Below are 19,671 nucleotides of genomic sequence, written 5' to 3' on the forward strand. Positions count from 1 at the left end.
AGATGAAGGTCATTAAAGTCCTGAACAACAGCCTGGTGCTGATCGAGGATGGCGAAGGTAAAGAAGCCATCGTGATGGGTAAAGGCATTGGTTTTAACAGCCATGTTGGTGACCTGATCCCGCGCGAGAAGGTCGAAAAGTTGTTTATGGTGCAGGAAAATCTGCCCGGCGCGGAGTATCTGAACGCCTTCGCCGCCATGCCGGAAGAGATTTTCCAGATGACCGCGCTGGTGATGCAGATGGCGCAGCAGGAACTGAGCCATCCGCTGCGTCCGCAAATCTTTTTTACCCTGACCGACCACCTGATGTTCGCAGTGGAGCGCAGTCGCAAAGGGATCATGCTGCAAAACCGCGTGTTGTTTGAAGTACAGCGTTTCTGGCCAGCAGAATTTAACCTTGCACAGCAGGTGGTCGCGCGACTCAACAGTCAGTTCCAGCTTGAATTGCCCCCCGAAGAGGCGGGCAACATCGCTTTTCATCTGGTAAATGGTCAGTCGGAGCACAGCGACACCAGCCAGACATTGCTGGCGATGCGCATGCTGAAAGATATCTTCAATATCATTCAGTACCACGCCTGGATCACTATCGACACCTCTTCGCTGAATTACTCACGCTTTTTGATCCATATGCAGTTCTTTATCCAGCGGATGTTCGCCGGGCAGCTCAACCACAGCCAGGGCAATGCGTTGCTGCCACAAATCATCCGCCAGCACCCGCGTATGCACCGCTGTGCGCTGGTGATTAATGATTATGTGAAGAAAATGCTGGAGGTTGAGATGACCGATGATGAGCTGCTGTGGCTGATCGTCCATCTGGTGCGGATTGCAGAGGCACCGACGGATTAATTGAGGAAGGCTGGAGCATTACACAGAAAAGTATTTTGATTCCCCTATGATTCATTAACCGATTTAATGGCTTATATAAAACCCATAAATTCGTTAAGAATTGTTGAGCACCTCCTGGCCAGGCAGGTGCTCAGTCTTAAGCTATATCAACTCACCTGCATTGACTTCAGCATATGGTCCGCCAGGCGTAAGCTCAGAGCCGCGCCGGTCAGTGTCGGGTTCATGCAGGATGCCGAAGGCATCACGCTGGTGCCCGCAATCCACATATTGGGGTGATCGTGGGTACGGCAGTTACTGTCCACCACCGAATTCTTCGGATCATCACCCATAATGGTGGTGCCCATGATGTGCTGCCTGTCCTGATACTTGGTATCAATCGACAAAATTTCCGCGTTGAGCAGCTCGGCAAACTTGTGGAAATCCTTAATACCTTCATCCTTACCGGCATGCCAGTAATCGGTCACGCTGTAATAAATTTCCGGCAGCGGAATCCCAATCGCATCCTTTTTGGTTTTGCTCGGCGTCACGCGGTTTTCTGGCAGCGGCAGGGTCTCAAAATCGATGGCGAAGTTAAGTGAACGTGCCGACTGACGTCGAATCTCCGCGTCAAGTTTTGAGCCCAGCACCCCTTTTGCGATCAGCGACGCGGCATAATCGGCGGTCGGCACCGTATTACGCACCTTGATTTTGTAGCTGGGGAAATCCTTGCGGAACGCGCCATCACGATTGTTCAGATAGACCAGCAGTTCGGTGGGGCCCTGACCCGGCCACACATCTTCCGACATCATCACATTCATGCTGATGCCGGTGTGTCCCATCAAATTGCGCCCGACCTGGTCAGAAGAGTTAGCAATGCCGTTGGGGTACTTCTCTGACGTGGACATCAACAGCAGTTTTGGCGATTCAATACCGTAGGCCGCCAGCACAAAGTAGTTCGCCGTCAGATGATGTTCGGAGCCATCCGGCTTCTTATACCAGACGCCGGTAATCTTACCGTCATCCGCCGCTTCGATGCGATATACCACTGCGTTATCCAGCAGCTTTGCGCCGAGACGCTCGGCTTCATCGATATGCATCGAGCCATCGTACTTGGCAGCAATCGGGCACACCGGATTGCAGTTGTTGTTACCGGCGCACATCGGGCGTTTGCCCCACGGCTTGGTCGCACGACCGTTCGGCTCCAGCACTGGGTTGTAGCCCCCTTTACCGAGCAGGTCGCTGAGGCGATCAAACAGGTAACTGGTCGGCAGACCTGGCATCGGGAACGGGGTGGAGCGTGGCGGCCAGGCTTTTCCGCCCTGTCCACTCTCATCCTGACCATCCACGCCGGAAACGCCCAGCTCATGCTCCGCTTTGCCATACCACGGCTCCAGCTCATCGTAACCAAACGGCCAGTCACGTCCCCGGCCATACAGGCTGTTGAGCTTGAAATCGTTCGGGATCATACGCCACAGCGCAGAGCCGAAGTGCCAGGTGGTACCGCCGACCACGCGCAGGTATTTCGTCGGATACTTCACCGGCCCAACCTGTTGCAAATAATCGCCGTAGGTCGAGGGAATATGTGGTGGGTTCGGATAGGGTGAACCCACGCCCTGTAATTTAATGTTGGTCAGTGACATTTTGAACGGTGAGTTACGGAAGCGCTCGACGATCTCCTGACGTGACACCCGCGGTCCTGCCTCAAGGATGATCACCGATTTACCGGCCTTCGCCATTTGGGTCGCGATCAGGCCACCCATCACTCCTGACCCGATGATGATCACATCAGCATCGACTTTTTGTGCACTCATGCGTGTTCTCCTGTTGTTGCCACCTGACCTTTTTGTGTCACTGCCCAATAGAACGGCCCGCCGCCGTAGGTCGGCACCACGAGGATATCTTTGGTGGGCAGGTACATCATGGCATCGGCATAGGCGATCAACTCCAGATCGCTGCCGCTACCCACTACGCCGGTGTACCAGGCAGAAATAAGAGTTTTGGCGGTTTGCCAGTCGCTGTTATCCGCGGTGAAGGCCGCCAGGAATTCATCAACATGAGAAAAATTACGCTGCTGCAACAATGTCTTCAGGCTACTGAGCTTCTGACTGAACTGCGCATCATGACGCGTCAGCGCGTCGTAATAGCGTTGCCCCAGCAACGGACCGCACGGACGGCTGACGAGAAATTGCGACACCTGAAGAAACCCCGAATCAGCCAACTGATCTGCCGCCAGCGCTCGCGCCGGAAACAGTGAATTGCACATCGCGCCGAGAGACAGGATGCCCATCCCTTGCAGCAGTCGGCGACGGGAGATGGCGGAAGAGTTGTTATGCGCCATGTTTTTTCCCCCTGCGCGAAAGTGAAACTAACAGCACCAGCAGAATAATCACCACGATGGCTGCACCGCCCCAGACTGCGGGCTGGGCCAGACGCGCAATCAATGGTCGTTCACCACCTTCACGCACGGTTTTCACCTGCTCGGCCGTCACGTTCAGCTCGGCGTTGCCAAAGTTTTTCAACACGTAGTTGCTGACATCCGCGATTTGCTGATCGGTCAGACGATCGGTAAACAGCGCATCCGGGCCGAAACCTGGCATATCAATATCTTTGCCGTCGACCTGACGATGAACCCCATAAACGATAGTGGCGATCAAATTGTCAGCCTGAGCGGCACCGGTGGTGGTGTTATGGAACAGCGAGGGATAGATAGTGTTGCCGGAACCATCCGCCTGATGGCAATTGGCGCAGGTGCTGCTGTAGACTTTCCAGCCCGCATCCGGATCTTTCACGGCGCGTTGCAGTGCTTCACTGGTTGCCGGTTGGCCGATATTATCGCGCGCCTGGCTGACCGGCTGACTCACCGCCGGAACCTGACGCAGATAAGCCACCATCGCCTGGATATCATCATCAGACAGATATTGCAGGCTGTGTTCAACCGCTTCGGCCATCGGGCCTGCGGCCTGAGCTTTGCCCGCCACATGACCGGTTTTCAGGTACTGCGCGACCTCTGCATCGCTCCAGTTACCAATACCGGCTTGTTTATCCGGCGTGATATTCGGCGCATACCAGCTACCGAGACTGCCGCCGCTTAAGGCCTGATCGTTATTTTGTCCCATCAACGCATTACGTGGCGTATGGCAGGTATCGCAGTGCGCCAGCGCATTCACCAGGTAATCACCGCGATTAATTTCAGCGGATTTATCGGCAGCAGGCGTAAAAGGTTTGGCATCCGCGAATAACATATTCCAGAAGAACATACTTGAACGGATATTAAACGGGAATGGCAAATTTGTTGGTGCCGGTACATTATCGTCAGCTTTCACGCCGTGCATAAAATACGCGTACAAGGCATGAATATCGCTATCGGTAATTTTCGCATACGAGGTGTAGGGCATCGCCGGATAAAGATGCTGTCCCTGTTTATTAATCCCCTCTCTGACGGCTCTGGCAAAATCCTGTTCGGTATAATCGCCAATTCCCGCTGTTTTCGATGGGGTGATATTGCTGGAAACGATATTTCCGAGTGGCGAAGAGATAATATACCCCCCCGACATTGCTGCACCGTGATCAGGTGCGGTATGGCAGGCCCCACAGTCTGCTGCAATAGCCAGATACTTGCCTTTCGCAATAAGCGATGCAGAGTCAGTCGCATTTTCAGCATGGGCTGAAAATGTCGCAGACATCAGAATGCTCAACGCGAAAGGCAGACAACTCTGTCTCACCTTTCTTGCCTTCATGGTAATTGCTTCCGGTAAATAATTATTAGTGTTATTAAAATAAGAAATGCACATCTGTAGCAATGCCACAGATGCGCAAGGTTAACAGATTGTAAATCTATACAAAATACAAACGGTGCTATAACAGTTCGTAATCATTGAAAACAATATTTTCACCACTGGCCGCCGTGATATCAACTTTGCCAGGTTCGGTCAAAAACGCATCGCCGGGATGAACCCACACTTCTTTTACCCGGTTTACATGGGTTGGGTCGGCTAACAACACCCGTCCTTCTGTGAAGAACACCCGCACTCCCGGCCCATGCTGGGTATATTCGCCGGTGCTTTCACCCGGTTTAAGGGTCACTTTCCAGCCTTTTACGGTTTTCTTATCCAGCACCTGCTGGAAGGCCTCGTTTGACGGGCGTGTGGCGCCGCCAAAATGTTGCGGCCCCGGAATATTGATTTCAAACGCCACCTGATGATTAACGTTATTGCCGGTGTTGGTGACTTTATCGGTATCAGATTTCCCCTGATGTTCCCCGAACTTCACATTGCCAGTTTTCATTTCGGTGTTGTTGGCTGGTTTGTCCGGATATTCGATTTTCACCGGGCTGCCTTCAATATGAGTATTAACGTAATCCAGATGTTGTTCGTGATACAGCGTGGAATGCCCGGGCTGGATCAGCACCCGCATCACTGTGACATACTTATTTTCCAGAATAACGTGATGCAGCGGTTCCAGATCCGTTGCCACCACTTTTTCCGCCGCACTGGCTTGCACACTACCAGCCAAAATGGCAGAGGATAATAAGGCGTTCAGCAACGCATGACGAATTTTAGGCATGACAACTCCTTTATTTAACGCATAAATATCATTCAAAGTCAGGCTGAATGAATAATGTAACATGATGGTGGTGATTGATATTTACTCAACAATGGTGACCCAATTTGCACCTTTCCCGGTTGGCACGCGTTCAATTAATGAAAGCTTGCCGGTGTTTTGGTCAATTGCATACAACGCCACCTGGGTTGATTTTTGCCCTGACTCGATCAAATAACGACCCGAATTATCAATAGCAAAACCGCGTGGTTGGGTTTCGGTTTTGGTGCTGTTAATTAACGTCAGTCGCCCATCAACCGGAGAAACACGAAAAGCCGTGATATTGCTGCTGGTGCGTTCGGTGGAATAGAGAAAACGACCGTTCGGGGTGATATGAATGTCCGCCTGCCACAAACGCGGCTTGGCTGACTTCGGTAAATCATCATCACCGGTCAGTGGACGCGCTTCACCGCGTTGCATATTGCGGGCAATGGCCGGATCGAGCGATGGCGTCGCTTCATGTTCTGTCATGGTGCCATCCTGATTCAGCGTCAGGCGCGAAATATTGCCCGCCATCTCAGTCAGCAAATACATGTTTTGCGCGCCCTGCTCATCGCGTTGCGGCGCGAAGACAAAATGGCGAGGACCGGTAGCCGCTTCACGCTGAATATTCACAAACGACGGGATATTGGGCGTCACCTTGCCGCTGTGGCTGTCGAAGCGGTATTGCAACAATTGATCGGCACCGAGTAACGGAACAAACAGGAACTGGTTGCTGGGATCGGTTTGAATCGAATGCGCCCGCTTACCGGTATGCACCACCTGTACCGGTGCGCTTTCCACTTTGCCGTCGCTGGCGATGCGATTGACGCTGAACAGATCGCCACCATAGGAAGAGGAGAGCAGAAAACGGCCGCTCTTATCCAGCGCCAGATACGCCATCGCTTCCGGCAGTGGCGTATCCGCAAAGTGACTCAGGGTGCCATCCGCCTGAATATGCCAGGCCGAGACGTGATAAGGCTGGCTGCGTACCGACACGTAAAGCGTTTTTTTATCGCTGGAAACGGCCATTGGCATGCTTTTCAAACCGGTGGGATATTCCCCAAGCGGCTTAAGTTGACGCTGCGCTTTATCCAGCGTATAGGCGGTCACCGTTCCGCTGTCGCCATTCGAAACATACACATACGCCTTTTCCTGTGCCATCACAGTGGAAGCAAATAACATCATTCCTGCGGCCATGATTCTCTTTTTCATTTTTTATCGTCACTTATTGTAGGGTTCAGAGATTGAGTTACCAACGGGTGTTGAAATGCTCGCACAGTTCCAGCACCGCCTGTTCCGGTAAGGCCGTTGGCTTCGTTGTGCAGTTCAGCCATAAACGCGCGGTTTCCTCCAACTCTTCCAGCGCAAAGCTGGCTGTGGAGACTGATGCGCCCCAGATAACCGGTCCCAGACGTTCCAGCATCACACCGCGCACCTCGTTAGCCAAACCGGCAACCTGCTCAGCCACCTCGGCGTGGCCTGGACGGCGATAGTCGATCAACGGAATGCGGCCAACTTTCATCACCTGATAGGGTGTCAGCGGCGGCAGGATACTGTCGCGCTGCCAGACCCCCGCCAGCGTCAGTTGCACCAGATGGGTGGAATGGGTGTGCACCACGCCCTGGGCATCGGGATTGCGGTCATAAATCTGGCGATGCAGCAGCAACGTTTTCGAGGGCTTATCACCGGAAACCCACTCGCCGTCGCGGTTAACTTTGGCGATACGCGCCGGCTCCAGATGGCCTAAACAGGCATCTGTCGGCGTGATCAACCAGCCATCTTCCAGGCGGGCGCTGATATTGCCTGCGGTGCCGGTGGTGTAACCACGATTGAACAGGTCTGCCCCAACGCGACAAATCTCTTCCCGTAACGATTGTTCATTTTGCATATTGGTTCTCCTCACTCGCTCGCCGTGGCAACAACCGGCGATTCACTATGGGTATTGACAGGAAGCGGCTCCAGCTTGCCGAGCACAAACATAAAGGTCAGCGCGCCCAGTACGCAGATACCGCCGGCCACCAGTAACGGCACAACAAACGAGCCGTGGCTCAGGGTGAGCATCACGCCGGTAAACGAGGCGGTGACAATCCCGGCGAGATTACCGGCGAAGTTCTGAATACCGCCGAGGGTGGCGACATAGTTGCTGGCGGGTGCCACGTCTGCTGGCAACGTCCAGATGTTGGCGGCGGTAAAGGCCAGGCCCGCATAGGTAATGGAGAACAGCGTCAGGATCACAGTGATGCTGTCGGTAAATGCAGCGAATGCGATCACACTGGAAAGCAACATCCCGGTGATCAGGCAGGTTTTGCGCGCCGCCGTCAGACTAAACCCCTTACGGTACAGCGCATCAGATACCACCCCGCCCAGTAAGCTGCCGGGGATCCCCATCAGCGCCGGAATGGCCCCCAAGGTACCCAGCTCTTTCAGCGAGAAGCCATGCGCCATAGTCAGATAGGTCGGGAACCAGGTGACAAAGAAGTAGGTGGCGAAGTTCATGCAGAAGAAGCCAATCATCATGCCCCACACATTGCGATGGCGGAACAGCGACCACATCTCGATCTTGCCGTTGTTCTGCGTCGCAGGCACGGCGCGATCTTCCAGCAAATTCTGCCGTTCAGTTTCATCCAGCCCTTTCATCTCTTCCGGCTCGCGATAAAACAGCAACCAGATAGCCACCCAAACCAAACCTAACGCCCCGGTCACCACGAAAGAGGTTTCCCAGTCCCAGGTACTGATTAACCACGCCACCAGTGGCAGCGCGATCGCGCTGCCGGCGCGCGGGCCAGCATCAAAGATGCCGCTGGCGGTGGCGCGTTGCTTTTTGGCAAACCAGCTGTACACCACTTTGACGCAGCCCGGGTTTCCCCCCGCTTCACCGATGCCTAATGCCAGGCGAGCGGCAAAAATCGAGGCGAAGCCTTTGCCAAACGCGGTGAATACGGTAAACAGCGACCACCAACCCACGGCCAGCGCCAGTCCGGCACGCGCCCCCAGGCGGTCAATCAGGCGACCGGCCGGGATCTGCATCAGGGCGTAAGTCCAGAAGAAAGCGCCGAGGATCAGCCCCATGCTGGTGTCGTCGATGCCCAGGTCGGCTTTGATATGCGGAGCAGCGATCGCCAGGTTAATACGATCGATGTAATTGATAGCGATGGCGAAAAAGCAGAACACGATCATCAGCCAGCGAATTCGTGGATATCTGCGCATGGTGAATTCCTTTATGATTTATTTATGGGTTACAGGAGGTTTAGCCGCATCACGCGTGCAGCCGCCGCCGGTGTCGTTAAAAATCGGGGACAGACATCATGAAACTGTTAAAAAAACGTGAGCAGGCATCCCCGACCTGATAACATGATGTAAAAAGTAAGCGATTACAAAATACAGTCAAGCCAAAAGTAAGCGCTTTCAAAATTGATGGTGAGTTGTCTGCGAATTTTGTGGACAAGCTCACTCTTTCAGCAGGAGTGACTTGATGAGTGAAAAACAAAATGGATCCGGCCGCGTATCACTGGAAGATGTTGCCCGCCTTTCTGGCGTGTCAACGGCCACTGTTTCTCGCGTGTTGAACGGCAGCACTACCGTTAAAGCGGCACGCCGCGCGGCGGTGGAAAAAGCCTGTGAAGAGCTCGGCTATGTGATTAACCGCGCAGCGCGCACCCTCGCCTCGCGACGCAGCATGACCATTGGTGCCGTGGTGCCAACATTAGCGACGGAAACCTTCTCCCGCGCGCTGGCGGCGTTTCAGCAGTTAATCCATGACGCGGGTTATACGTTGTTGCTGGCAAACTCCAATTTCGACCCGGACACCGAGTTGAAAGAGGTGAACAAGCTGATTGAATACGGCATTGACGGTCTGATGCTGGTGGGCAACACCCACCATCCACGCCTGTGGGAGCGCATCAGTCAGCAAGAAATTGCCTGTATCCAGACCTTCTCCCATGACAGCGAGAAGCCCTGCGTCGGCTATGACAGCGAAGGTGCAGCAGAAACCATTGCCAGGCATTTGCTGGAACTGGGACATCAGCGATTTGCGGTGATTGTCGGTACGCCGCCGTCAAACGATCGTGTTTCGGATCGCCTGAAGGGGACACGACGGGCGCTACAACAGCAGGGGCTGACATTGGCGGATAGCCATCTTGTCGATAACGCGTTTACCATGAACGACGCACGCAAAGCGGTGTTCCGCCTGCTGGACGGACCGGAGCCGCCCACTGCCATCATTTGTGGTAACGATTTGCTGGCATTTGGTGCCATGCGCGCCGCCAGCGAGCGTTATCTGCGCATTCCCGGCGACATCTCCATCGTCGGTTTCAATGACTATGAGTATGCCGAGCACCTGGAACATCCACTGACCACCATGCGCGTAGATCTGGCGTCAATTGGTGAACATGCCGCGCATTATCTGTTGAATACGCTCAATAACCTGCCTGCCCCGCAACACACGCTGATTAAGACTGAATTGATTGTTCGGGGCAGCAGCGGTTCTGTGCCCCGTCAGGAACGCTAATCGCGACGCTGCATACCAAACTGGTTGAAGATGTCTGTCACCGCAGACGTTTTCAGCCAGGCCAGAAAGGCACTGGCCCGTTCTGGCTGTTGCGCACACGTCAGCACCGCCGCCGACAGCGAGATCGGTTGCTGTGCTTCCGGTGGCAGCGGACCCACCACGTCAATCCCTTCCACCATCAGCAGTTCGCTGATTTGTTGCACCGCGAGATCTGCGTTGCCGTTAACCAATTGCTCAGCGGTAAACCCGGCCGGGATCACCGTACCGCGCGCACGTAGCGGCTCATCGATGTTCAGTTGCTTTAACAACCGCGAGAACCAGACGCCGCTGGCCCCCGCTTCCGACCAGGCCACAGAACGCGCCGCCAGCAGGCTGGCAATCAGTCGGTCAAGGTTGCTGATATCCGGCGCTACGGCACCGGCCAGCACCGCCACACCAATCGGAGAGTCGACCACTTCAATGCGGCTGCTGCCATCGGCAATCCCTTTGTCAATCAGGCGATTGACGGTGTCCACCGTGGCGATCACCACATCCGCCTCCGCCCCCTGGTTCAGCTGTTGCTCGATAACGGTACTGGGATGCCAGCGTATTGCCAGCGGCGTATCCGGGTGTGCCGACTGCCAAACATCAATCAGCGTGTTGAACGGTGCGCTCAGGGCGAGCGCGCTATAAATATGTAACGTCATTATTCTCCCTCGCGGGCAAACAGCGGAGCACGGCGCAGCAACGCGGCATCCAGTTGGTCGGGTTTGGTGACACCAATCAGCGCCATATCGCGATCAATCTCATCACGCAGGATATGCATGGCATGCTCGATACCTGCCTGGGCGCCAATCACCGAACCGTACAGAAACGGACGGCCAAGAAACACAAAGTCGGCACCCAATGCCATCGCTTTCATCACATCGGTACCACGACGAATGCCGCTATCGATTATCACCTTCATATTCCCTTTCGCCGCGGCGATTTCAGGCAAGGTATGCAACGGCGGCACGGTGTGATCAAGCTGGCGTCCACCGTGGTTGGAGAGGATGACCGCATCCGCGCCTAAATCACGGGCGATAAAGGCGTCCTCCGGTGACATCAGCCCTTTGATCACCAGGTTGCCTTTCCACTTCTTACGGATGGCCTCAACGTGTTTCCAGCTCAACTTGTCACGCGCGTTGGTGTTACGCACTTTGTTCGACATCATCGGCGGCCCGCGTTCCGCATCGGTGTTTTCAAAATGCGGGGCACCGTGGCGCAGGAAGGTTTGTGCTACGGTGCCGAGCAGCCAGCGCGGGCTCAGGGCGCTTTGCCACATCACTTTCGGCGTGATTTTGATTGGCATGCTGAAGCCGCTGCGGGTGTTGTGTTCGCGGTTGCCAAGCATCGGCGTATCACCGGTGACCACCAGCGTTTTATACCCGGCGCGTTCAACACGCTCGACCAGACGGTCAATACGCGGTTGATCGCCCGCCAGGTAGGCCTGAAACCAGGCATCGGGATTAGCAGCAATCACCTCCTCCAGTGGAATCAGTGACGATGCGCTGAGTATCATCGGCACGTTCATCGCTCTGGCCGCTTTTGCCAGCATCAGGTCGGCGCGGTAGCTGACAAACGACGCGCCACCCAGCGGGGCGACACCAAAAGGATGGGACCAGTTATGCCCCAGCAGGCTGACGTGCTGATCACGCCCTGACACGTCACGAAACATGCGCGGCACAAACACATACTGCTGATAAGCCTCATAGGCTGCGGCGATGCCTCTGCCGGTCTCCACACCGCCTTTTACGTACTGAAAAATCATATTTGGTAAGCGCTTGCGTGCATGACGTTCGAAGTCGTCCAGCGCCAGCAGATCGCGAAAATGGCGCGGTACGGTATTAGCGGGACGAACCTGCACTTCTGGCGTCACGGCGATGTTAATAGCGGTGGTGTCTCCACGAGTTGTCATAGTGCGTTCTCAATTTTATGGAAAGTAAGCGATTTCAAATCAGGGGTTATTACGAGGCTATCCTGTTTATATCCTGACAGACGCGCAGTTTTTTTGTGTGATCGCCGTCACCATATGAACAGAAATGTAAGCCCTTACATTTTAAAGCCGGATTAAGTATGGTGTGCTGTAATCCACTTTGATCGTCGCTGCTGACGGAGATAACCATGAACCAACGCATTGTTTTATTGCACGCTACCCCGGTGGCGATGACCCCGATTCAGGAGGCTTTTAACGACTTATGGCCCGAGGCTGAGGTAGTCAATCTGCTGGATGACGGGCTGACCATTGACCGCGCCAAAGAGGAGCAACTGTCGCGTCGATTGACGGATCGCTTTGTGGCTTTTGGTCGTTACGGCTACAGCATGGATGCCCGGGGTATTCTGGTCACCTGCTCCGCATTCGGTCCGGCGATTGATGAACTGGCAGCCGCCGTGCCGGTGCCGGTGTTAAAACCCAACGAAGCGATGTTCGAAGCCGCATTGCAGCAGGGCCAAACCATCGGCATGTTAGCGACCTTCGGCCCGTCACTGGTGACCATGTGCGCCGAATTCGATCAGTATGCGGCGCAAATCGGATCTGGTGCCCGGCTGGAAACCGTCCTGGTGCCGGACGCCATCGATCGGTTACGTAAAGGGGATGTCGACACCCACAACCGGCTGGTCGCCGAATATGCGCCACAACTCAGTCATTGTGATGTGATCATGCTGGCGCACTTTTCCACCTCTCGCGCCGCAGATGCGGTGCGTGCGCGTGTCGATATCCCGGTGCTGACGGCCCCGCATGCGGCGGTGCAGAAAATGAAGGCAGCCACAGGAGCATCATCATGTTGATTGGCGTTATCGCAGATGATTTTACCGGAGCCAGTGATATCGCGGTGACGCTGTCACAAGGCTTACCCGGCGAAGGTGGCTTGCGTACCACGCAATATCTCGGCGTGCCACAACAACCTGCGCATGCGGCAGTGGAAGCCGGCGTGATTGCCCTGAAATCCCGCTCGCTGCCTGCGTCAGAAGCGGTCGCGCAGTCGTTGGCGGCCTGCGAATGGCTGCTGGCGCAGGGGTGTAGCCAGATTGTGTTTAAATATTGCTCGACCTTTGATTCCACCGATGAGGGGAATATCGGGCCAGTGCTCGATGCGCTGACAGCACGTTTGCAGGCAAAGCGCGTGATTGTCTGCCCGGCGTTCCCGGCGATGGGTCGCACCCTGTATCAGGGTAATCTGTTTGTTCACGATCGACCGCTAAATGAATCCGGTATGGAGCACCATCCCTTAACGCCAATGAAGGATGCCGATATTCGCCGCCTGTTGGCACGCCAGTCCCATACCCCTGTCAGCCATATTCGCTGGCAACAGGTGGTGGAAGGCAGCGAGGGGCTGCGTGAGCGACTGGAAACCCAGGATAATGACTCCGCACAGTTGGTGGTGGTGGATGCCCTGAGCGATCATGACCTGACAATTATTGGTATCGCCGCGGCGGGGCTTAAATTGATCAGCGGCGGCTCCGGCATTGCCCGGGCATTGCCACATAACTTTATCAAGGCCGGGCAGGCACTGGGCCATCGGAGTAACAACCCGGCCGTCAGCGGCGCCACCGCCATTCTGGTCGGCAGTTGTTCCGGTGCCACACGCGGGCAGATCGAGGAGCATCAAAAACACCACGCGGTGCTGGCGCTGGATATCACCGATGTGATGAATGAACGCGTCAGTGCCGATGATGTGGTGAAATTTATCCTGGCACACCAGCAGGAATGCCCGCTGGTGTACTCTTCCGGCGCTCCCGACAGCGTGCAGCAGGCACAGCAACAGTTTGGTCAGCATAATATCTCCCGCCAGCTCGATAAACTGTTTGGCGATGCGGCGCGCAAACTGGTGTACGAGGCGGGTGTTAAACGTCTGGTGGTCGGCGGCGGAGAAACGTCCGGAGCGGTGGTGAGCGCGCTCAATCTGGGATCGTTGCAGGTTGGCGAGGAGATTGACCCCGGCGTTCCGGCGCTGTTCGCACAACCGGAAGCACCGCTGGCGCTGGCCCTGAAATCAGGGAATTTTGGCCGGAGAGATTTCTTTGCGCATGCGTTAAAGGTACTGGCAGGGTAATTCCATCCTTTGTCTCCTTACAGCGCGGCATACCGCGCTGTTTTTTGCTCAACTCTCGACCCTATTGAAATAATAACCTACAACTTATATAGCCCTGATTATAAGATGCAGCTTATAAGGAATTGGCAAGTGGACGGTACTTTTTAGCCCGCTTTTTGATGACTGGCTTCATGTTCAGAAAGATGGGTTACTGGAAAAGATTATTGCAGACTTAGTTAATCTTAAAGCATATGGACCTTCACTCTCACGCCCATATGCAGACACGGTAAACGGTTCCATATATAAGAATATGAAGGAACTGAGGGTCCAATATTCAGGACGTCCTGTTCGTGCATTCTTTGCGTTTGACCCTGTCAGAAGAACCATTTTGTTGTGTGCAGGTGATAAAAGTAATGACAAAAAATTTTATGAACGAATGGTCCGTATCGCGGATGATGAATTTTCGGTCCATCTGGCCAGAATGGAGGTTAACCAATGAGAACGTTAGATGAAGTGTTGGCCGCCCGCTCTCCGGATAGCCAGGCGCGAATCAAAGAAATGGCTGATGAATTGATCCTGGAGACGGGACTCCAGATGATACGTGACGAGTTACAGCTCTCTCAAAAAAGTGTTGCTGAAGCGATGGGAATAAGCCAGCCAGCGGTAACGCAGTTGGAACAACGTGGCAATGATCTCAAAATCGCCACCTTAAAACGCTATATCGAAGCCATGGGCGGAAAACTCAGCCTGGATGTGGAATTACCCACCGGCAAACGGGTTGCCTTCCATATTTAACTACCCTATCAAGCAGGGCAAGCGCCCTGCTGGTGGGATTATCCGTTTCGCTCTGCGGTTTCCGCCTCAAACGGTTCCTCATTCACCATCGTCGCCTGAATCGCGTCTTCCTCCAGCGCCGGGTTCAGCGCGGCACCAATCGGAGATGTCGCCAGACTATCCGGCATCACCACATGCGGCAAAGGGACTTCGGTGGTGGGCAATGGCAGGGCTTTGACCGGGCGATTCATCAGGGCGATCAGCAATGCGCACAAGGTAAACGCCAGGTACAGTACATGGCTGCCGAAGGGTTGCATCAGCGCCCCCACCACCAGCGGACCAATGCTGGCCCCGATGCCGAACGCCATCAAAAGACAGGCGCTCAGGGAGACGCGCCTTTCCGGCATCACCTGATCATTCGCCAGGGCCACCTGAAGCGGATAAAGTCCAAACTGCATCATGCTGACGAAAAACGCGATCACCAACAACATCTGGAACGAGAGAGTCCAGGGCAAACCCAATGTCAGCGCGCCCAGGCCATACAACAACGCGACAAAAAACAGCAGCCGCTGGCGGTCGAAGCGATCCGATAACCAACTGAGCGGGAACTGAGTCACCAGCCCGGCGAAAATGCTGACACTCATAAACAAACCGGTTTGTTCGGTGCTGAAACCCTGACGGCTGGCATAGACCGGCGCTAAGCCATAAAACGCACCGAGCGCCATCCCGCTCACCAGCGTGGTGGCCAGCAAACGCGGGATGGTGCGGAGAAAATAACCCAACTCCATCGGGGCTGGAGACATCGCACGCGCATTGGTTCGCGTGGTCAGGGCAATCGGCACCAGACAGAGCGCAAAGCACAGCGCGACAATCAACAAGGTGCTGATGCCAAAGCCGTCCTGCATCGCGAGGATCACCTGGCCGCCACTCAGACCCAGATAGGTCGCCACCATGTACAAACCAAAAATCGTGCCGCGCTGGGAGGATTCCGCCTGATCGTTCAGCCAACTCTCCAGCACCATATATTGGCACATCATGCACAAACCGATGATCAGGCGTAAAAATACCCATATCGGGATCATGTCCGTCAAACCGTGGCCCAGCACGGAGGCGGTCACGATTCCGGCGCAGGCGACATAGCTGCGGATGTGCCCGACGCGGGCGATCAGGTTGTGTCCGACTTTGCCGCCAATCACCAGCCCGACATAGTTAGCCGCGGTGATAGCGCCAATCAGCGTGCCGTTCACTTGCTCATGCGCCAGGCGCAATGACACATAGGTCGTGAGCAAACCAGAACCGAGCAACATCAGCAATGTCGTGACATATAACGGAAGAAAAGCGTTGAGCACTTTTCTCATAAGATGCTCAGTGAGGATGGTACAGCAGAACCCGGCATAGAAACCTCATCAGTAAACAGCTTAAGTAACAACGGGTAAAGATAGACGATACCCGCCAGCTATGCTTACGAATTTTGCTGAACTCCAGAACGCACCGCGTCTGTAGCGGCGCGATTTATCGCGCTGAACCTCGGATTAAAAGATGCGCAATAAAGTGCGCCGCTACGATCAGTTAGCGTAGCTATTCCACGCGGCTTCCATCCCTGCCCCTTGCACCGTTTTAAAACCATAACGATTAAGCGTGGCTTCCAGCGCCGCCAGGGTTTGCAACACGCAGTCTTTGCGCGCGTTGTAGCCCATAGTGCCGATACGCCACATCTTGCCTTTTAACGGGCCAAAAGAGGTGCCGATTTCGATACCAAAATCGTTAAGCATGCATTCACGTATTTGCTGATCATGCAGCCCGTCAGGAATGTTAATGCCCAGCACGTTATTCATCTTATGCCGTGGGTCGCCGAACACCTCCAGCCCCATCGCTTCAACCCCGGCACGCAATGCAGCGCCATGCAGTTGGTGTCTGGCGATACCGGCTTCCACACCTTCCTGCACAATCAATCGTGCGCACTCACGGGCACCATACAGCGCCGAGGTCGCCTCAGTGTGGTGGTTCAGGCGTTCGCTGCCCCAGTAATCCATGATCATCGCCAGATCAAAATAGTTGGACGAGATAATGGGTTCGTCACCGTCCTGATGACGGTTATCGCGGATCCCCTCTTCCACATGACGTCGACGGGTGATCGAGTCTGCCATCTGTTCACTCAGGGTAATAGGCGAAGTACCGGCTGAACCGCCCAGACACTTTTGCATTCCGGCTGAAACTGCATCCAAACCCCATGCATCGGTTTCGAGCGGATTGCCACCGAGAGTCGCGGTGGCATCGGTATAAAACAGCACACCATATCGCCGACAAATTGCGCCTAACTCTTCCAGCGGCTGACGCATGGTGGTGGAGGTATCACCGTGTACGGTTAACAGCATGGTCGGCCGCACCCGTTTGATCGCCTCTTCGATTTGATCGGGAGTAAACACCGTGCCCCACGGGGTTTCGATGGTGTGAACTTCCGCCTGGCAACGACGGGCGATTTCACACAATAAATGACCAAAACGACCAAACACCGGCACCAGCACTTTATCCCCAGGCCGAATGGCTGAAACCAGAATCGCTTCAATCCCGGCACGCGATGTGCCATCCACCAGCAACGTCCAGTCGTTGCTGGTGCGGAACACCGAGCGGTACAGCATCATCACTTCGTTCATATACGCCGTCATTGCCGGATCGTATTGTCCGATAAGGGGGGCTGACATGGCGCGCAACACGCGTGGGTCGGCATTGATCGGGCCAGGCCCCATTAACAGGCGTTGCGGGGGATTGAGCTGGCTAAAAACAGGCTTGTTCAAAACATCTTCCTTAGTGACGTAAAATTTTGCTGACAAACTGCCGCGTGCGTTCGTGCGTGGGCGCGTCAAAAACCTGCTGTGGCGAGCCGGTTTCCACCACCTGACCATCGGCCATAAACACCACCTTTGATGACACCTCACGAACAAAACTCATCTCATGGGAAACGATAAACATCGTGATCCCTTCTGAGGCCAGCTCGCGAATGGTATCCAGTACTTCGTTCACCATCTCGGGGTCGAGCGCCGCCGTCACCTCATCCAGCAACAGGATGGTGGGCTTCAGCGCCAGCGCGCGGGCAATGGCAACGCGCTGTTGTTGACCGCCGGAGAGTTGGTCCGGATACGCATTGATACGATGTGACAACCCTACCCGTTCCAGTAAACGGCGTGCGTCCTGCTCCACCTGCTGCTTTGGCCAGCCTTTAATTTTGGTGGGCGTAATCATCACGTTTTCCAGTACCGTCATATTCTGGAACAGGTTGTACTGCTGAAATACGATGGCGATAGATTCACGCAGCTGGCGCAACTCGCCTTTATTGGCGTAATCCACCGCGTTATTTTCCAGCAGAACCTGTCCCTCTTTCGGCAGCAGTAAACCCATCAGCACCCGCAACAAGGTACTTTTGCCGGAGCCGGACGGCCCGATCAGGCTGACGATATCGCCTTTCTCCACCGATAAAGTGACGTTCTCCAGTACCGGTTGGTCGTTATAGGCGGCTTTTAAATTAATGATGTCGAGCTGTGGCAATTTTTCTCTCCAGACGCTTACCGAGACGCGATAACGGATAAGACACAATGAAATACAGCATAAGGACGACGGCATAGACCAGCGTGGCCGAGTAGCCTTTATCCGACAGGATTTTGCTGGCGGAGGTCAGTTCCATCACGCCAATCTGCGAAGCCAGCGTCGTGTCTTTGATATACATAACGAAGAAGCTAAAGGTTGGCGGAATCACCACCGTCAGGGACTGCGGAATGATCACGTAGCGCAGCGTCTGCAAATAGGAAAAGTTCAGCGTCACCGCCGCTTCCCACTGGTTATGGTGTACCGATTCCAGCCCGCTGCGGATGATCTCGCCAAGGTAGGCGGCAGCGATAATACACACGCTGATCAGCGCCACGGTAAAGGTGGAGAAGCGCAGGCCGGAATACTGGCTGATAAAAAACACCAGAAATAACGTCACCAGGAACGGGATGCGCCGGAAAATAAAGAAATACACATGGACCACACCACGCAGCGGTGACAGGATCGCCGCTTTAGTATTGATGGTCACCGCCAGCACAAAGCCCGCCAGAAAACCAATCAGGCAGCCAAACGCCGACAGCGCCAGCGTGATGCCTAACCCCTGCAATAACAACAACAGATTGTAGTACGAGAACAACCCGGTAATTTCCGACCAGTCGAAGTAGCTCATCAAAATACCCCTGTTCTGGCACGGAAAAGAAACCGGCCCATAATCGCCAGGGCAAAGGTGGCGACAATGGTGATCAAGATATAAATCACGGCAGCGACGGAGAAAGACTCCACTGACAAATAGGTTTGTGAGCTGAGGTTATAGGTACGGCCAGTAAGTTCTTCGACACCAAACATCGAGGCCATTGACGTACCCAGCGTCATCACAATGAACTGGTTGGAGAGCGGTCGGAACATCACCTTGATGACATGCGGCAGGATGACGTAACGGATAATCTGCACACGGGAGAAGCCGAGCACTTCTGCCGCTTCAATTTCCATGCGACGGACCGAATCAAAGCCCGCTCGCTGGATTTCACATAAATAAGCCCCGGCATTGAAGGTGGCACCGATCAGCACTGCGGTGAACGGCGACAGCAAAATACCCACTTCCGGCAGAGCAAAAAACAGAAAGTAGATCTGCACCAGTTGCGGCGTGTTGGTGGCAAAAACCACGTAGGCGTTAATAAACTTACCGGCCAGTTTAGGGCCATAGCGCAGGATGCTGGTACAGATCATTGCAATCACCATACCGAAGGCGAACGCCAGCACCGCCAGTTGCAGGCTGATCCAGGCGCCGCCTAACAGGTAAGGCAGTTGATCAAGAATGGGGAAAAAATTCAGGTTCATCAGAACAACGCTCAATCGCTAAAGAGCGCCCCAAACTGCGGGCGCCCGATTAAAT

General features: G+C 54.5%; 20 protein-coding genes. 6 read left to right on the forward strand and 14 right to left on the reverse strand.

The window, feature by feature from the left end:
• Nucleotides 1–2: 2 nt before the first annotated feature.
• Nucleotides 3–845, forward strand: a complete 843-nt coding sequence (locus tag AC6I8R_RS24625) for a PRD domain-containing protein (protein ID WP_021185552.1) — start codon at nt 3–5, stop codon at nt 843–845.
• Nucleotides 846–991: 146 nt separating this feature from the next.
• On the opposite strand, the gene AC6I8R_RS24630 is transcribed toward AC6I8R_RS24625, so the two are convergent.
• From AC6I8R_RS24630 to AC6I8R_RS24660, 7 genes are all read right to left on the reverse strand, one after another.
• A complete protein-coding gene (locus AC6I8R_RS24630) occupies nt 992–2,635 on the reverse strand; it encodes a GMC family oxidoreductase (protein ID WP_021185553.1) in 1,644 nt (547 codons plus the stop codon).
• Nucleotides 2,632–3,162 carry a sugar dehydrogenase complex small subunit gene (locus AC6I8R_RS24635; RefSeq protein WP_497833139.1) on the reverse strand — a complete coding sequence of 177 codons (531 nt, stop codon included), beginning with the start codon at nt 3,160–3,162 and terminating at the stop codon, nt 2,632–2,634. Before AC6I8R_RS24635 ends, AC6I8R_RS24630 begins: the two co-directional genes overlap by 4 nt.
• Complete coding sequence (locus AC6I8R_RS24640; RefSeq protein ID WP_497833140.1) at nt 3,152–4,561, reverse strand: c-type cytochrome; 1,410 nt, start codon at nt 4,559–4,561, stop codon at nt 3,152–3,154. The genes AC6I8R_RS24635 and AC6I8R_RS24640 overlap by 11 nt, the downstream gene beginning before the upstream one ends.
• A 118-nt stretch (nt 4,562–4,679) precedes the next feature.
• Complete coding sequence (locus AC6I8R_RS24645; RefSeq protein ID WP_415175798.1) at nt 4,680–5,387, reverse strand: hypothetical protein; 708 nt, start codon at nt 5,385–5,387, stop codon at nt 4,680–4,682.
• An 81-nt stretch (nt 5,388–5,468) separates the two neighbouring features.
• Complete coding sequence (locus AC6I8R_RS24650) at nt 5,469–6,617, reverse strand: lactonase family protein (RefSeq protein ID WP_415175797.1); 1,149 nt, start codon at nt 6,615–6,617, stop codon at nt 5,469–5,471.
• Between the two features lie 37 nt (nt 6,618–6,654).
• Nucleotides 6,655–7,293 carry a 3-oxo-tetronate 4-phosphate decarboxylase gene (otnC, locus tag AC6I8R_RS24655; protein WP_497833141.1) on the reverse strand — a complete coding sequence of 213 codons (639 nt, stop codon included), beginning with the start codon at nt 7,291–7,293 and terminating at the stop codon, nt 6,655–6,657.
• Between the two features lie 11 nt (nt 7,294–7,304).
• On the reverse strand, nt 7,305–8,612 hold the full coding sequence (locus AC6I8R_RS24660) for an MFS transporter (protein WP_415175795.1): 1,308 nt from the start codon (nt 8,610–8,612) through the stop codon (nt 7,305–7,307).
• Nucleotides 8,613–8,877: 265 nt separating this feature from the next.
• Here AC6I8R_RS24660 and AC6I8R_RS24665 point away from each other — a divergent pair, with 265 nt between their 5' ends.
• The gene (locus tag AC6I8R_RS24665) at nt 8,878–9,912 is read left to right on the forward strand and encodes a LacI family DNA-binding transcriptional regulator (protein WP_021185561.1); all 1,035 of its coding nucleotides are present in this window, start codon (nt 8,878–8,880) and stop codon (nt 9,910–9,912) included.
• Here the strand turns inward: AC6I8R_RS24665 and AC6I8R_RS24670 are convergent.
• Both AC6I8R_RS24670 and AC6I8R_RS24675 read right to left on the reverse strand, forming a co-directional pair.
• A complete protein-coding gene (locus AC6I8R_RS24670; RefSeq protein WP_497833142.1) occupies nt 9,909–10,598 on the reverse strand; it encodes a molybdate ABC transporter substrate-binding protein in 690 nt (229 codons plus the stop codon). The genes AC6I8R_RS24665 and AC6I8R_RS24670 overlap by 4 nt on opposite strands.
• Nucleotides 10,598–11,848 carry an alpha-hydroxy acid oxidase gene (locus tag AC6I8R_RS24675; protein ID WP_415175793.1) on the reverse strand — a complete coding sequence of 417 codons (1,251 nt, stop codon included), beginning with the start codon at nt 11,846–11,848 and terminating at the stop codon, nt 10,598–10,600. The genes AC6I8R_RS24670 and AC6I8R_RS24675 overlap by 1 nt, the downstream gene beginning before the upstream one ends.
• A gap of 206 nt (nt 11,849–12,054) precedes the next feature.
• Between AC6I8R_RS24675 and AC6I8R_RS24680 the strand changes: the two genes are divergently transcribed.
• The 4 genes from AC6I8R_RS24680 (at nt 12,055) to AC6I8R_RS24695 (ending at nt 14,759) form a co-directional block, all read left to right on the forward strand.
• Nucleotides 12,055–12,720 carry an aspartate/glutamate racemase family protein gene (locus AC6I8R_RS24680; protein WP_021185564.1) on the forward strand — a complete coding sequence of 222 codons (666 nt, stop codon included), beginning with the start codon at nt 12,055–12,057 and terminating at the stop codon, nt 12,718–12,720.
• Nucleotides 12,714–13,985 carry a 3-oxo-tetronate kinase gene (gene otnK, locus AC6I8R_RS24685; protein ID WP_497833143.1) on the forward strand — a complete coding sequence of 424 codons (1,272 nt, stop codon included), beginning with the start codon at nt 12,714–12,716 and terminating at the stop codon, nt 13,983–13,985. The genes AC6I8R_RS24680 and otnK overlap by 7 nt, the downstream gene beginning before the upstream one ends.
• A 121-nt stretch (nt 13,986–14,106) precedes the next feature.
• Complete coding sequence (locus tag AC6I8R_RS24690) at nt 14,107–14,463, forward strand: type II toxin-antitoxin system RelE/ParE family toxin (protein ID WP_415175812.1); 357 nt, start codon at nt 14,107–14,109, stop codon at nt 14,461–14,463.
• Nucleotides 14,460–14,759, forward strand: a complete 300-nt coding sequence (locus AC6I8R_RS24695; protein ID WP_208727324.1) for a helix-turn-helix domain-containing protein — start codon at nt 14,460–14,462, stop codon at nt 14,757–14,759. The genes AC6I8R_RS24690 and AC6I8R_RS24695 overlap by 4 nt, the downstream gene beginning before the upstream one ends.
• A gap of 38 nt (nt 14,760–14,797) precedes the next feature.
• Here the strand turns inward: AC6I8R_RS24695 and AC6I8R_RS24700 are convergent, their stop codons facing one another.
• The 5 genes from AC6I8R_RS24700 to AC6I8R_RS24720 form a co-directional block, all read right to left on the reverse strand.
• Nucleotides 14,798–16,096, reverse strand: coding sequence for an MFS transporter (locus AC6I8R_RS24700; protein WP_021185566.1), 1,299 nt, complete (start codon nt 16,094–16,096; stop codon nt 14,798–14,800).
• A gap of 207 nt (nt 16,097–16,303) precedes the next feature.
• Entirely contained in the window at nt 16,304–17,485 is a 1,182-nt protein-coding gene (locus AC6I8R_RS24705) for a pyridoxal-phosphate-dependent aminotransferase family protein (protein WP_437180300.1), read from the reverse strand.
• A gap of 58 nt (nt 17,486–17,543) precedes the next feature.
• Nucleotides 17,544–18,281, reverse strand: a complete 738-nt coding sequence (locus AC6I8R_RS24710) for an amino acid ABC transporter ATP-binding protein (protein WP_013512794.1) — start codon at nt 18,279–18,281, stop codon at nt 17,544–17,546.
• Complete coding sequence (locus AC6I8R_RS24715) at nt 18,259–18,948, reverse strand: amino acid ABC transporter permease (RefSeq protein WP_021185568.1); 690 nt, start codon at nt 18,946–18,948, stop codon at nt 18,259–18,261. Before AC6I8R_RS24715 ends, AC6I8R_RS24710 begins: the two co-directional genes overlap by 23 nt.
• Nucleotides 18,948–19,616 (reverse strand): amino acid ABC transporter permease, encoded by a 669-nt coding sequence (locus tag AC6I8R_RS24720; RefSeq protein ID WP_497833144.1) that lies wholly within the window; start codon nt 19,614–19,616, stop codon nt 18,948–18,950. The genes AC6I8R_RS24715 and AC6I8R_RS24720 overlap by 1 nt, the downstream gene beginning before the upstream one ends.
• Between the last annotated feature and the right edge of the window lie 55 nt (nt 19,617–19,671).

Source organism: Pantoea sp. X-Soil-OKNW-713 (genome assembly GCF_059730685.1).

Coding starts and splice junctions, on each gene's coding strand:
- AC6I8R_RS24625 (WP_021185552.1), top strand. CDS start 3: ATGAAGGTCATTAAAGTCCTGAACAACAGCCTGGTGCTGATCGAGGAT.
- AC6I8R_RS24630 (WP_021185553.1), bottom strand. CDS start 2,635: ATGAGTGCACAAAAAGTCGATGCTGATGTGATCATCATCGGGTCAGGA.
- AC6I8R_RS24635 (WP_497833139.1), bottom strand. CDS start 3,162: ATGGCGCATAACAACTCTTCCGCCATCTCCCGTCGCCGACTGCTGCAA.
- AC6I8R_RS24640 (WP_497833140.1), bottom strand. CDS start 4,561: ATGAAGGCAAGAAAGGTGAGACAGAGTTGTCTGCCTTTCGCGTTGAGC.
- AC6I8R_RS24645 (WP_415175798.1), bottom strand. CDS start 5,387: ATGCCTAAAATTCGTCATGCGTTGCTGAACGCCTTATTATCCTCTGCC.
- AC6I8R_RS24650 (WP_415175797.1), bottom strand. CDS start 6,617: ATGAAAAAGAGAATCATGGCCGCAGGAATGATGTTATTTGCTTCCACT.
- otnC (WP_497833141.1), bottom strand. CDS start 7,293: ATGCAAAATGAACAATCGTTACGGGAAGAGATTTGTCGCGTTGGGGCA.
- AC6I8R_RS24660 (WP_415175795.1), bottom strand. CDS start 8,612: ATGCGCAGATATCCACGAATTCGCTGGCTGATGATCGTGTTCTGCTTT.
- AC6I8R_RS24665 (WP_021185561.1), top strand. CDS start 8,878: ATGAGTGAAAAACAAAATGGATCCGGCCGCGTATCACTGGAAGATGTT.
- AC6I8R_RS24670 (WP_497833142.1), bottom strand. CDS start 10,598: ATGACGTTACATATTTATAGCGCGCTCGCCCTGAGCGCACCGTTCAAC.
- AC6I8R_RS24675 (WP_415175793.1), bottom strand. CDS start 11,848: ATGACAACTCGTGGAGACACCACCGCTATTAACATCGCCGTGACGCCA.
- AC6I8R_RS24680 (WP_021185564.1), top strand. CDS start 12,055: ATGAACCAACGCATTGTTTTATTGCACGCTACCCCGGTGGCGATGACC.
- otnK (WP_497833143.1), top strand. CDS start 12,714: ATGTTGATTGGCGTTATCGCAGATGATTTTACCGGAGCCAGTGATATC.
- AC6I8R_RS24695 (WP_208727324.1), top strand. CDS start 14,460: ATGAGAACGTTAGATGAAGTGTTGGCCGCCCGCTCTCCGGATAGCCAG.
- AC6I8R_RS24700 (WP_021185566.1), bottom strand. CDS start 16,096: ATGAGAAAAGTGCTCAACGCTTTTCTTCCGTTATATGTCACGACATTG.
- AC6I8R_RS24705 (WP_437180300.1), bottom strand. CDS start 17,485: ATGGGGCCTGGCCCGATCAATGCCGACCCACGCGTGTTGCGCGCCATG.
- AC6I8R_RS24715 (WP_021185568.1), bottom strand. CDS start 18,948: ATGAGCTACTTCGACTGGTCGGAAATTACCGGGTTGTTCTCGTACTAC.
- AC6I8R_RS24720 (WP_497833144.1), bottom strand. CDS start 19,616: ATGAACCTGAATTTTTTCCCCATTCTTGATCAACTGCCTTACCTGTTA.